This window comes from Micrococcus sp. CS26, assembly GCF_055522295.1.
Window position 1 is genome coordinate 1 of record NZ_JBVFVY010000034.1, and the last position, 11,454, is coordinate 11,454.

Annotated in this window: 14 protein-coding genes, 1 tRNA gene and 1 other annotated feature; of the genes, 6 read left to right on the top strand and 9 right to left on the bottom strand. The window is 73.7% G+C overall.

Annotated features, from left to right (window positions below):
• From ACZ1IK_RS10595 to ACZ1IK_RS10610, 4 genes are all read right to left on the bottom strand, one after another.
• Nucleotides 1–614: IS3 family transposase (locus tag ACZ1IK_RS10595; RefSeq protein ID WP_465098500.1), on the bottom strand; the 614-nt coding region annotated here is incomplete at its 3' end.
• Nucleotides 557–653: a sequence feature (AL1L pseudoknot), on the bottom strand. Its footprint overlaps the gene before it by 58 nt.
• Nucleotides 611–931 (bottom strand): transposase, encoded by a 321-nt coding sequence (locus ACZ1IK_RS10600; RefSeq protein ID WP_041103457.1) that lies wholly within the window; start codon nucleotides 929–931, stop codon nucleotides 611–613. Its footprint overlaps the feature before it by 43 nt. The genes ACZ1IK_RS10595 and ACZ1IK_RS10600, both read right to left, overlap by 4 nt.
• Before the next feature lie 48 nt (nucleotides 932–979).
• Complete coding sequence (locus ACZ1IK_RS10605; RefSeq protein WP_308219442.1) at nucleotides 980–1,561, bottom strand: EamA family transporter; 582 nt, start codon at nucleotides 1,559–1,561, stop codon at nucleotides 980–982.
• Nucleotides 1,562–1,564: 3 nt separating this feature from the next.
• Nucleotides 1,565–1,774, bottom strand: a complete 210-nt coding sequence (locus ACZ1IK_RS10610) for a hypothetical protein (protein ID WP_308219441.1) — start codon at nucleotides 1,772–1,774, stop codon at nucleotides 1,565–1,567.
• Here ACZ1IK_RS10610 and ACZ1IK_RS10615 point away from each other — a divergent pair.
• The 3 genes from ACZ1IK_RS10615 to ACZ1IK_RS10625 all read left to right on the top strand — a co-directional run bounded on the left by ACZ1IK_RS10615 (nucleotide 1,775) and on the right by ACZ1IK_RS10625 (nucleotide 3,052).
• A tRNA-Ala gene (locus ACZ1IK_RS10615) sits at nucleotides 1,775–1,847 on the top strand.
• 111 nt (nucleotides 1,848–1,958) lie between these two features.
• Nucleotides 1,959–2,747, top strand: a complete 789-nt coding sequence (locus tag ACZ1IK_RS10620; protein WP_049145006.1) for a queuosine precursor transporter — start codon at nucleotides 1,959–1,961, stop codon at nucleotides 2,745–2,747.
• A 77-nt stretch (nucleotides 2,748–2,824) separates the two neighbouring features.
• Nucleotides 2,825–3,052, top strand: a complete 228-nt coding sequence (locus tag ACZ1IK_RS10625) for an amphi-Trp domain-containing protein (protein WP_060973760.1) — start codon at nucleotides 2,825–2,827, stop codon at nucleotides 3,050–3,052.
• 40 nt (nucleotides 3,053–3,092) lie between these two features.
• Here the strand turns inward: ACZ1IK_RS10625 and ACZ1IK_RS10630 are convergent, their stop codons facing one another.
• Complete coding sequence (locus ACZ1IK_RS10630) at nucleotides 3,093–3,740, bottom strand: MBL fold metallo-hydrolase (protein WP_069941254.1); 648 nt, start codon at nucleotides 3,738–3,740, stop codon at nucleotides 3,093–3,095.
• A gap of 209 nt (nucleotides 3,741–3,949) precedes the next feature.
• Nucleotides 3,950–5,185 (bottom strand): hypothetical protein, encoded by a 1,236-nt coding sequence (locus ACZ1IK_RS10635; protein ID WP_267714855.1) that lies wholly within the window; start codon nucleotides 5,183–5,185, stop codon nucleotides 3,950–3,952.
• Between the two features lie 185 nt (nucleotides 5,186–5,370).
• On the opposite strand from ACZ1IK_RS10635, the gene ACZ1IK_RS10640 reads away from it, so the two are divergent.
• Both ACZ1IK_RS10640 and ACZ1IK_RS10645 read left to right on the top strand, forming a co-directional pair.
• Nucleotides 5,371–5,901, top strand: coding sequence for a peptidylprolyl isomerase (locus ACZ1IK_RS10640; protein ID WP_010079725.1), 531 nt, complete (start codon nucleotides 5,371–5,373; stop codon nucleotides 5,899–5,901).
• 11 nt (nucleotides 5,902–5,912) lie between these two features.
• On the top strand, nucleotides 5,913–6,854 hold the full coding sequence (locus ACZ1IK_RS10645; protein ID WP_260840325.1) for a rhomboid family intramembrane serine protease: 942 nt from the start codon (nucleotides 5,913–5,915) through the stop codon (nucleotides 6,852–6,854).
• Nucleotides 6,855–7,021: 167 nt separating this feature from the next.
• Here ACZ1IK_RS10645 and ACZ1IK_RS10650 read toward each other — a convergent pair whose 3' ends face one another.
• Nucleotides 7,022–7,327 (bottom strand): cell division protein CrgA, encoded by a 306-nt coding sequence (locus ACZ1IK_RS10650; protein WP_044659935.1) that lies wholly within the window; start codon nucleotides 7,325–7,327, stop codon nucleotides 7,022–7,024.
• A gap of 156 nt (nucleotides 7,328–7,483) precedes the next feature.
• Here ACZ1IK_RS10650 and ACZ1IK_RS10655 point away from each other — a divergent pair, with 156 nt between their 5' ends.
• Entirely contained in the window at nucleotides 7,484–8,137 is a 654-nt protein-coding gene (locus ACZ1IK_RS10655) for an anthranilate synthase component II (RefSeq protein WP_036337278.1), read from the top strand.
• Nucleotides 8,138–8,182: 45 nt separating this feature from the next.
• Here the strand turns inward: ACZ1IK_RS10655 and pknB are convergent, their stop codons facing one another.
• Together pknB and ACZ1IK_RS10665 are read right to left on the bottom strand one after the other, a co-directional pair.
• Nucleotides 8,183–10,459 carry a Stk1 family PASTA domain-containing Ser/Thr kinase gene (pknB, locus tag ACZ1IK_RS10660; RefSeq protein ID WP_144918968.1) on the bottom strand — a complete coding sequence of 759 codons (2,277 nt, stop codon included), beginning with the start codon at nucleotides 10,457–10,459 and terminating at the stop codon, nucleotides 8,183–8,185.
• Nucleotides 10,460–10,491: 32 nt separating this feature from the next.
• The coding region (locus tag ACZ1IK_RS10665) for a PASTA domain-containing protein (protein WP_465098501.1) at nucleotides 10,492–11,454 on the bottom strand (963 nt) is incomplete at its 5' end.

Sequence of the window (11,454 nt, forward strand, 5' to 3'; positions counted from 1 at the left end):
CTTCCCCGATCCGAGTGGTGGATCAGGCCCTGCCGCCCGCGGGTAGCGCCGGTGGAGACCAGCGCGTGCTCCAGGGCCAGCAGGGGCAGGCCTGCGGTGTGCAGGCTGCCCGAGACCGCCCATCCCACGACGCGCCGGGAGTACACGTCGGTGATGAACGCGACATAGCAGAACCCGGCCAGGATCCTGACGTAGGTGATGTCAGCGACCCAGAGCTGATGCGGGCCATCCGCGGTGAACTGCCGCTCCACCAAGTCAGGGCGGGTATCCGGCTCACCAGTCGGCCTCGTGGTGACCGGCGTACGTCCGCGCCGCACCCCTTCCACGCCGGCGAGCTTCATCAGTCGGGCGACCTGGTCCCGGCCGATCTCCCACCCGGCGCGGCGCATCGCGTGGTGCATCTTCCGGACCCCGTAGACGCTGTAGTTCTCCGCGTGGATCCGCTCGAGCTCCTCGATGAGGAGCTCGTCTCGTAGAGCCCTCTCGGAGGCAGGCCGTCTCTTCGCGGCCCGGTAGCCGCGAGAGGTGATGAACCCACACTCCGTCGCGCTGAGCACGCGGCAGATGGCCTCGACCCCGAATTGATCGCGGTGTTCGTCGATGAACCGGATCATCTCGTCGTGGGGCGGTCGAGTTCCGCTGCGAAAAAAGCTGAGGCTTTGCGCAGGATCTCGTTCGCGCGGCGCAGCTCGAGGTTCTCTCTGCGCAGCTTGGTGATCTCCTCGGCTTCAGCGGTGCTCAGCCCTGGAGCCTCGCCCTGATCGACGCGATCTTGCTTCCACCAGTTCCGCAGGGTGTGTGGGGAGATCCCGCCGAGGGCTTCGCCAACGGCGGTGCAGGCGACCCAGGCGGAGCACTGCTCGGCGCGGACGCGTTCTTCGATGAGCTTCAGGGCTCTTGCCTTGAACTCGGGGGTGTACTTCTGGGGCATGATCCGATCCTCCTTGAGGAAGTAGGTCGGAACGAAACCCAGGGCGCTTCACTTTCGTTGTGCGGCCGAGGGCTGGATCGCTTCGGTCGTCGGCGTGCGGCCGTGCCGGTCTGCGGTCGTGTTGGTAGGTGTGAGGGCGAGAATGAAGAGGACGGCGGCTATGATGCCGAGGCCGGTCCAGCCCACGGGGGTGAGGCGTTCGCCGACGACGGCGACGGCGAGGATCGCGGCGACGGCCGGCTCGGTGAGGGTGATCGTGGTCGCGGTGCTGGCGGGCACACGGGTGAGGCCGTAGCCGAAGAGCACATAGCCGAGGAACATCGGGACCAGGGCAATGTAGGCGGCCACCGCGAAGGCCTGCGGGGTGGCGATCAGGGGCGCTCCGGTGATGACGAGGACGGGCAGCAGCAGCGCCCCGCCCGCACCGAACACGGCGCCCATCGAGGCCGCCCGGCTGATGCCGTCGTGGATGAGGCGGTGCGCCGCCCAGGAGTACGTCGCGTAGGTGGCGCCGGCGACCAGCCCGAGCAGGACGCCGGCGAGGGTCGCGGTCGACGATGCGGCCTCCTGGTCGAGTTGGGACAGGCACAGCAGAGCGGCGCCGGTGACGCCCAGGGCGGCGGCGAGCATCCATCACCGGCTGAGGCGTCGGTGTTCCACGATCCGTTCCAGCAGCCCGGAGGCCAGGGGAGCCGAGGCGAGGGAGACGACGGAGCCGATGGCGACGCCGGCCCAGTGCATCGAGCTGTAGAACGCCAGCGGGTAGACGGCCACGGCCACGGACGACCTGCCGGAGGACGCCGACGGCGTCGAGCCGGCTCCGGAGGACTGACCGGTCCTCACGGGGGCATGGCGCAATTGGTAGCGCACCTGCTTTGCAAGCAGGGGGTTAGGGGTTCGAGTCCTCTTGCCTCCACCGAAGAAGGGCCCGGGAGTCGTGAGATTCCCGGGCCCTTTCGTCTGCCCAGGGCGGGGACGGACCCGCCCACCGTGCCCGCCGTCGTCGTGTGTGGTGTTGGATGGTCCGGTGAACACCACCATCGACACCCCGTCCCCCGACCGACCCGCCTCTGGGCAGGGCACTCCGGCCTACGCCCGGGTGCCCGCGAGCTACTACGACATCTTCGTGGGCGTCTTCATCGCCCTCCTGATCCTCTCCGGCGTCACCGCGGCCAAGCTCTTCTACGGCCCCACCGTCCCGGTCATCTCGGACCTCTTCTACGACGGCGGCCCCCTCATCTTCGACGGCGGCGCCTTCCTGTTCCCGTTCGCGTACATCGTCGGCGACATCCTCGCCGAGGTGTACGGCTGGCGCCGGGCCCGCCGCGCCATCGTCCTCGGCTTCGCGATGCTCGTGCTCGCCGCCCTCACCTACACAGTGGTCTCCTGGACCACGCCCGTCGAGGGCTTCGAGGTGTGGGACCAGGCCCTCGCGCCCATGCTGCGGATCACCGTGGCCGGCTTCGTCGCGTTCCTCGTGGGCTCCCTGCTCAACGCGTCCATCGTGGTCCGCCTCAAGGAGCGCATGAGGGAACGGCACGTGGCGTTCCGGCTCATCCTCTCGACCGTGGTCGGCCAGTTCTTCGACACCCTGATCTTCTGCACCATCGCCTACGCCGGCACCATCTCGCTGCTGGAACTGGCGAACTACACGGTGACCGGCTTCGCGTACAAGACTCTCGTGGAGATCCTCATCGTGCCGGTGACCCTGCTCGTCATCCGCGCCCTCAAGCGCCGGGAGCCCACCTACCGGGCACCCGGCTTCGAGATCCACCGCGACGACGATCCCGCCCTCGCCCCGGCCGCGTCCCGCTGACCCGCACGGGCCCCGGCGTCGGCCGCGCCGGGGCCCGTCCGTCGCGCGCACCCCGACCACCGACTACCGTCGGTGCCATGGGCAAGGACCTCTTCGAGCACGAGCAGCAGCAGACCCTCAGCCGCGAGCAGGCCGCCGCACGCCTGCGCGACCTCGCCGACCAGCTCTCCCGGCAGAACAAGGTGCGGATCGAGCACGGCGGCCGCGACGTCGTCGTCACCGTCCCGGACCGCGTGGGCCTCGAGGTGGAGCTCGAGGTCGAGGACGACGGCGACGCCGAGCTGGAGATCACCCTCAGCTGGTGACCGGCCCCGGGTCGGCCGCCCGGGGCCGCCTCCCCGCGCCTCAGAACGTCCAGGCTTCCCCGGGGGCCAGACGCCGGTAGTCGGTCACGCCCTCGGCGAGCCCCGAGAGCACCCCGTCCACCACGCCCTTGCCGTCCTCGCTGAGGATGCCGTCGTGGATGGGGCGGGTGTGCGTCGCCGCGATGGCCCGCATCTGGTCCACCACGTCCGCGATGCGCAACCACGGCGCCGCGGCGGGCAGGAGGAGCACCTCGACGTCGGCGTCCGGCACCGTGAACGAGTCGCCGGGGTGCAGCACGGCCCCGTCCACGAGGTAGGACACGTTGACCGGGCGCGGGACCTCGGCGTGGATCACCGCGTGCTCCCCGCCGAGCACCTCCACCCGGAAGCCGGCGGCCTCGAACGTCTCCCCGGGCACGGCCGTGTGCACGTGTCCGGCGTCGAGTCCCGCCTCCGCCAGCGGCCCCGTCAGATCCCGTGGCGCCCACACGTGCGCCTCCGTGCCGGCCACGGCCCTGGCCAGCTGCTCGGGGACCACGTGGTCCGGGTGGCCGTGCGTCACGAGGACGGCGTCCGCGCCGTCCAGGACCGCCGCGTCGCTGAACGCGCCGGGGTCGAACGCGAGGCGTCGGCCGGCCTTCTCGAGACGGACGGCCGAGTGGCCGAAGAGGGTCAGGGTCGTGCTCATGCGGATCACTCCTCCGCCCGGCGTCGGGATCCCGGGCGGTCCCAGCCTCCCGCGTGCTCCCGGCGGCGGACAAGGCCCGCGCCCCGTTCGACGGCGACCCACCGGCTCCCGCCCCGACCTGCGCCCGGACGCGCGCCGGCCCGCGCATCCTCGGCAGGACCGAGGGGGCGCGGGCCGGGCGTCGTCCGCTCAGGGCGAGGGGGAGCGGGTCAGCGCTGCTGCCCGGGCTGGACGCCCAGCACCTTCGCGTTGGCGGCGGCCACCGGGTCCGGGGTGGCGGTGTCCACCCGCACGCCCTGGCCCGCCGCGGCCGAGCCGGCCTCGGCCACGACCTTCTGCTGCTGGGCATAGGGGTTGTTGGCCTCCACCACCGGGATGTTCGCGGTGATCGGGCCCGGGACCGGGGCGGTCCACGGATCCTGCACCGGCTTGGTCAGACGCCACAGGGCGTAGCCGGCGCCGGCGGCGGCGGCCGCCATGCCCGCGACGATCCAGGCGCGGCCGCCCGAGCGGGAGGCCCGGCGACCGGCGGCACGGTTCAGGTCCTTCTCGGCCGCGCCGGCGTACTGCTCGGCACCCTTGCGCAGGCGCTTCACGATCGCCTTGTCCCCGGTGAGCTTGATCAGGGCCTGCTCCAGGGCGTCCGGGACCTCGACGTCGTGGGCGGTCTTGCGGGCGTGCGCGGCGCCGTCGGCCAGGCGGGCGGCGGCCACGGGGAGGACCTCCTCCTTGCGGCGCTGGGCGTAGTCGCCGGCGTCGGCCAGGCGGGCCTGCACCTGCGGGGCCACCTTCCCGCCCTGCTCCTGCAGTGCGGACAGACCCGTGGCGAGGAGGCCGGCGAGGGTCAGGCCGCCCGCCGCGGCGGCGTCCTTGGCCTGGCCGGCACGGTCGCTGAACAGGGCGGCGGACCGCTGCGCGTCCTTGCGGGCGCCCTTGGCGGCCTTCTTCGCGTCCTTGCGCAGGCCCTTGGCGGTCTGGCGGCCGTCCCGGCGCAGCTGCGTGGCCTTGCGGCCCCCACGACGGCGGCCCTTCTTCGCGGCCTTCTCGGCGTCCTTGCGCGCCGCGGCGAACTGCTGCTGCACCTCGTGGCCGGCGTCCTGCGCCTGGGCCTGCAGGTGCTCGAGGAAGTCCTGGACGGTGTCCACGCCCTTGGCGACGGCGGGGGCCAGCAGCCCGTACTGGTGCGCGACGGCCTCACCGGCCTTCCGCGCCCCGCGCTCGACGACGGGGCCGTACTCCTCCTTGGCGTCCTGGGCCTTGCGACGGCCCTCCTCGGCCGCGGCGGAGCCGCCGATCAGCCCGTAGGCCGCCGCCACCTCGCTCCAGGCGCGGGTGGACTCCACCTTCGGGGCGGCCCAGTGGCGCAGGTTCTCCGCCTGGCGTGCGACGAACGCGTTCGCGCCGCCGTCGTGCTGGATCTCGTCGTGCAGGGTCGTGCGAGCCATGTGATGCCTCCCGTGAGTTCTGGATGGTCGTTGAACGCGGTGGTCCTCGAGGCCCAGCCTAGTGGCCGACCCCCGCCGTGGCACGGGTCCCGGCACGCCGGGAGTGCGTACGCCGATCGCGGAAGACCCGCCCCCGGACGGCGGGATCCGGACGGCCCGCCGCCGCGGATGGAACAATGGGGCGCATGGCGAACAAGACGCACACCGCGACCATCCACACGAACCACGGCGACATCGTCGTCGAGCTGTTCGGCAACCACGCCCCGAAGACCGTGAAGAACTTCGTGGGTCTCGCCACCGGCGAGCAGGAGTGGACCCACCCGCAGACCGGTGAGAAGAACAACGGCGCCCCGCTGTACTCCGGCACCGTGTTCCACCGCATCATCAAGGACTTCATGATCCAGGGCGGCGACCCGCTCGGCATGGGCATCGGCGGCCCCGGCTACCAGTTCGGCGACGAGATCCACCCCGAGCTGCAGTTCGACCGCCCCTACCTGCTGGCCATGGCCAACGCCGGCCCCGGCACCAACGGCTCGCAGTTCTTCATCACCTCCGTGCCCACCGGCTGGCTCAACGGCAAGCACACCATCTTCGGCGAGGTGAAGGACGAGGCCTCCCAGAAGGTCGTGGACGAGCTCAACGCCGTCGCCACCGATCCCCGTGACCGCCCGCTCGAGGACGTCGTCATCGAGTCCATCGACATCGACGAGGCCTGAGCAGCCCCTCGGTGAGCACCACCCCCTCTGACCCGCACGGCCCGGACTCCGCGGACGGCACACCCCCGGTGTGCCCGCGGCATCCGGGCCGTGCCGCGTATGTGCGCTGCGCCGTCTGCCGGCGCCCCGCGTGCCTCGACTGCCAGCGTCCCGGCTCCGCGGCCGGACCGGTCTGCGTGGACTGTGCGTCCGGCGTCGTGGCCGGTCCCGGTCCGACGGCGGCCCCGCCCGGCGCCGCCGCGACGGTCCCGGCCCGACGGCGGACGGGCTTCGCCGCCTCGCCCGTCACCTGGATCCTGCTGGCGGTCACGGTGGTGGTCTACGCGGCGCAGTGGCTGACCCGGGATCAGGCGTCCGGCGTGACCGAGGCGCTCTGGTACGCCGGGCTCTACACGTCCCCGTACGGCATGGAGCCGTGGCGGATGGCCTCCTACGCGCTCGTGCACGACGTCTCCGGTCCCACGCACCTGCTGCTGAACATGCTCGCGCTGTGGGTGATCGGGCGCGTGCTCGAGCCCGCGCTGGGCTGGTGGCGGTTCCTCGCCCTCTACGTGCTCTCCGCCGTGGGCGGCGCGGTGTTCGCACTGTGGGTCTCGGACCCGCTGCAGCCCGTCGTCGGGGCGTCCGGCGCCGTGTACGGCATGTTCGCGGCCCTGTTCCTGCTCACCCGGGTGCGGGGCGGGCAGGTGCGCTCGATCGCCGTGCTGATCGGCCTGAACCTCGTGTTCTCGTTCCTGCTGCCCGGGGTGGCCTGGCAGGTGCACGTGGGCGGGCTGCTGACGGGCGCCGTCGTCGCCGTCGTGTTCTCCCTGGCCGGCGGGCTGCGGCCCGGCCGCGCGCGCGTGCCGTCCGTGGGCGCCCAGGCGGCCGGCCTCGTGGTCGTGGCGGCGGCGCTGGCGGCGCTCACGGTGCTCGGCGCCGCCCGGGTCACGGTGGCAGGCCTGCTCGGCTAGGCCGTCGTCCCCGACCGTCCCCGGAGTTCTCCACAGGCGGGTGTGCACTTCTTCCCACAGGGGTGTCCACACCTGTGGACAACTCCGGGGACAACTCGTCTCCGGGCGGGATCGTGCGGATCGGCCATCCACAGGGTTGTCCACCGCTGTGGAGAACTACACGCGTGTCATTCGCTCCAGCGGGACATCATGAGGAACCCGACGAGCGCGATGCCGAAGCCCACGAGGATGTTCCAGCCGCCGATCTGCACGATCGGGAAGAGGCCCTGGGTCAGGTAGTAGACGATGATCCAGAGCAGGCCGAGGATCAGCAGGCCGAACATCACGGCCTTGTACCCGGGGGAGAGGGGCTTCGGACCCGGGTCCACGTCCCCGAGGTCCGTCCGCACGGCGGAGCGGCTGCGGCGCGCGGCCTCGAGCTCCTCGCGCTTCCGACGGGCCGAGTCCTTGCGCTTGCCGGCGGGTGCTGCCACGGGTCTTCTCCTCGGGTGGGGGGTGGTGGGCGCCCCCACCGGCGGGGACCGGGGCGGGGACGGTATCCTGCTGACCTGCCCAGGACCGGGGTCAGCGACGTGCCCGGCCAGTCTATGCACCCCGCTCCCACGCGGCGGGGAGGAAAGAGCGCCCCCGTGCAGAGCCCCGAGGTCTCCGTCCTCGTCGTCGACAACTACGACAGCTTCGTCTACACCCTGGTGGGCTACCTCGAGCAGCTCGGGGCCCGCACCACCGTGATCCGCAACGACGAGGTCACCCCCGCCCGCGCCCTCGAGCTCGCGGCCGAGCACACGGCGGTGCTCATCTCGCCCGGGCCGGGCGCGCCCGCCGACGCCGGTGTCTCCCTCGACCTCATCCGCTCCGCCGCCGACGGCGGCCGTCCGCTCTTCGGGGTGTGCCTGGGGCACCAGGCCATCGCGGAGGCGTTCGGCGCCACCGTGACGCACGCGGAATCCCTCATGCACGGCAAGACGTCTCTGGTCCGCCGCGGCGAGCACCCCATGTTCGAGGGCGTCCCCTCGCCGTTCACCGCCACCCGCTACCACTCGCTGGCCGCCGTGCGGCCCACCGTGGACGAGGCGGTCCTGGAGATCACCGCCGAGACCGAGGACGGCGTCGTGATGGGACTGGCCCACCGCACCGCGCCCCTGTGGGGCGTGCAGTTCCACCCCGAGTCCGTGCTCACCGAGGGCGGCTACCGGATGCTCGGCAACTGGCTCGAGTCCGTGGGGCTCTCCGGGGCCGCCGAGCGCGGCGGCCGGCTCTCGCCCCTCGTCCGCCAGGACTGACCGGCCCCGGGGCCCGGTTCGCGGGTCCGACGGCGCCCCGTCCGCTCAGGTGGACGGCGGCGGATCGATCGAGGGCTCGGGCTCCGGCGTCAGCGTCGGCAGCGGGTCCACCGGCGTCGCGGTGGACGAGGTGCTCGGCGACTGCCCGGTCGGCTCCGACGAGGTCGACGGGGCCGCCGACGTCGGCGCCGGGCTCTGCGTCGGTGACGGCGTCGCGGTCGTCGTCGGCTCGGGGCTGGGCGTGGCCGAGGCGGACGGCGAGGGCGAGGGTTCCGCGCTCGCGGAGGGCTCGGGGCTCTCCGACGGCGGGGGGCTCGGTGACGCGGACGCCGACGGCGTGGGCTCGGGCGCCTCGCTGGACGGCGGCGCCGGCTCGGAGGGCTCGGCCGTGGGCGCGATCCATGAGGACGCCGTCAGGGTCAGGGAGGAACGGTTGTCCACGCGGACGCCGGCGGGCGGATCCTGGGCCACGACCGTTCCGGTGTCCGTGGTCGCGCCGTCCTCGTCCTGGATCCGCACGCGCAGCTCGGGGGCGCTCAGCGCCAGCTGACGCCGCGCGTCCGGAGCGCTCATCCCCACCACATCCGGCACGTCGACCATGCCGCTGGACAGGTGCAGCACCACGGAGGAGCCGGGCGGCACGTGCGTGCCCATCGCGGGGTCGGTGCGGGCGAGCAGCCCGCGTTCGAGTCGGCCGTCGTCCTGGTACTGCACGGAGGAGACACGCAGGCCCAGCCGTTCCAGCTCGCGGCGGGCCGCGTCCTCGGACAGCCCGTGCAGGGAGTCGGACAGCGCGATGCCCTCCTCGCCGCGGGACACCCGGATCCGCACCTCGGCCCCGCGGGGCACCTCCGTGCCCGTCGGCGGGTCGCTCTGGGTGACGGTCCCGTCCGGGGCGTCGGCCATGTACGCGGACGAGACGACGGCCACCAGACCTGCGTCCTCGAGCGCCGCGACCGCCTCGTCCTGCTGCAGCCCCACCACCGCGGGCACCTCCGCGGTGGTGGGCAGAGCCGCCGCGAGCCACGGCGCCAGGACCAGGGCCAGCGCGATCAGGACCGCGCCGGCCGCCAGGAGCGTGCGCCGGCGGAGGCGCCGGCGGACGCGACGGTGCGTGGCCGTCGCTGGCGCCGGCGTGTCCCCTTGCGGTTCGGGCCGGGGCGTCGCGACCGCACCGGGCATCACCGGCTGGCCGACCGTCACCGGGCGGGGGCCGTCCATGGCGGCGGCGGCGGCAAGCTGCGCGGCGGAGGCGGCGCCGAGCAGTCCCGCACCCGCCACGGCATGGTTCGCCGCCTGGGGCTGTGCGGCGTCCGGCTCGGCCGGGACGGAGGGCGTCGGCCGGGTCAGCGGGACCGCGGCCGTCGGCACATCGGCCCCGTGCTCCGCGGCCGCGGCGCCCAGCACCGCGCCGACGAGGGCGGGAGGGACGGCATCGAGCGGCGGGGTGTGACGGCCGGGGCCGGCGTGCGGATCCGCGGCGGCCTCCTCGAGGGCCGCGAGGAACGCGGCGCCCGTGGGGAACCGGTCCTCCGGATCCTTGCGCAGGGCGCGCAGCACCACGGGGTCGAACGCGGGCGGCAGGTCGGGGTCGACGTCGGAGGGTGCCGGCGGCTCCTCGCGCACGTGCTGGTAGGCCACGGCCAGCGGCGTGTCACCCGTGAAGGGGGGTCGGCCCGTGAGCAGCTCGAACAGCAGGCAGCCGGCCGCGTAGAGGTCGGCGCGGCCGTCCACGGTGCGGCCCGTCGCCTGCTCCGGGGCCAGGTAGAGGGCCGTGCCCACCACGGCCTGGGTCTGCGACGTGGTGGCGGAGGTGTCGGCCAGCGCATGGGCGATCCCGAAGTCCATCACCTTCACGGCGCCCGTCTCCGTGACCATGACGTTCGCGGGCTTCACATCGCGGTGGACGATGCCCTCCTCGTGCGCGTGCTCGAGCGCTTCCAGCACGCCCCGGGTCCAGGCCACGGCACGGTCCGTGCCCACGGCGCCCTCGGCGTGCAGGATCTCCCGCAGCGTCCGGCCGGAGACGAGCTCCATCACCAGGAACGGGCAGTCCACCGGATGGAGGCCGTCCTCGAGGGAGACCTCGCCCGTGTCGTACACGGAGACGATCGAGGGGTGGTTCAGGGAGGCCGCCGAGCGTGCCTCCTTGCGGAAGCGCGCCTGGAAGTGCGGATCGCGCGCCAGGTCCCGGCGCATCAGCTTGACCGCCACCGGGCGGTGCAGCCGCAGGTCCTCGCCGCGGAAGACGTCCGCCATGCCGCCGCGCCCGATCAGCTCACCGATCCGGTACCGCCCGTTCAGGATCCTCTGCTCATCCACAGACACGTCCGCGTGCCCGTCCCGCCCGCCGCTCAAGCGGAGGGCGTGGCGTCGGCGGACGAGGCCTGCGCGCCACGCGCGTCGGCGGAGGAGGCCTCCGCGCCGCGCGCGTCAGCGGACGGGTCGGTGGTGGGCTGGCCCGTCGGCGCCGTGGACTCGCCGGAGGACTCCGTCGTCGGATCCCCCGTGGGTGTCGTCGGCTCCTCGGTCGGCTCCGGCATGGGCTCCGGGTCGGCGGTGGCCGTCGGGGATTCGGCGGTGGGGGACGGGCTGGGCTCGTCCGAGGCCGACGGGCTCGGCTCGCTGCTCGGCTCCTCCGACGCGCTGGGCTCCGGCTCCGAGGCGGGCTGGGAGGCCTCGCGGGTCGGCGCGGCGTCGGACCCGCCGGTGGCCACGATCAGCTGCACGTGCGTGTCATAGCGGTGACGCTCGCCCTCGCCGGGCACCACGCGCACCACCTCGCCGTCGGCGCCGTCGGCGGACGGGTCGTCCACCCGGTCCACGGTGAAGCCGCGGTCGCGCAGCGTCTGGATCGCGCTGTCCACGGGCTGGCCCACGAGACCCTCCGGGATGACGCCCTCCCCGGTGGAGACGGCCAGCGTGACGGTCTCACCGCGCTGCAGCGCCCCCACGGGGTTGATCTCCTCGACGGTGCCCTCCGGGCTCTGCGCGTCGCGGTCCTCCTCGCGCACCGCCAGGCCGAGGCCCTCGAGCTCGGCGCGCACCTCGCTCACGGGGCGACCCTTGTACGCCTCCGGGTCCACGTTCACGGACGACTCCTCCTGCGAGGTCGCCGGCGCCGAGCCGCCGTCGCCGCGGCCACCCGTGAGCAGCGGCCACAGCAGCGCCCCCAACAGGGCGAACACCACGAGACCGAGCAGCGCCCACAGCGGCCAGGGGTTGGCGCGTCGCCGGCGGGCGGGCGCGGAGCCGCCCCCGGCGGGCGGGCCCGGGTCCACGACGTCGCCCGGGCGGGTCTGCTGGTCGCGCACGGC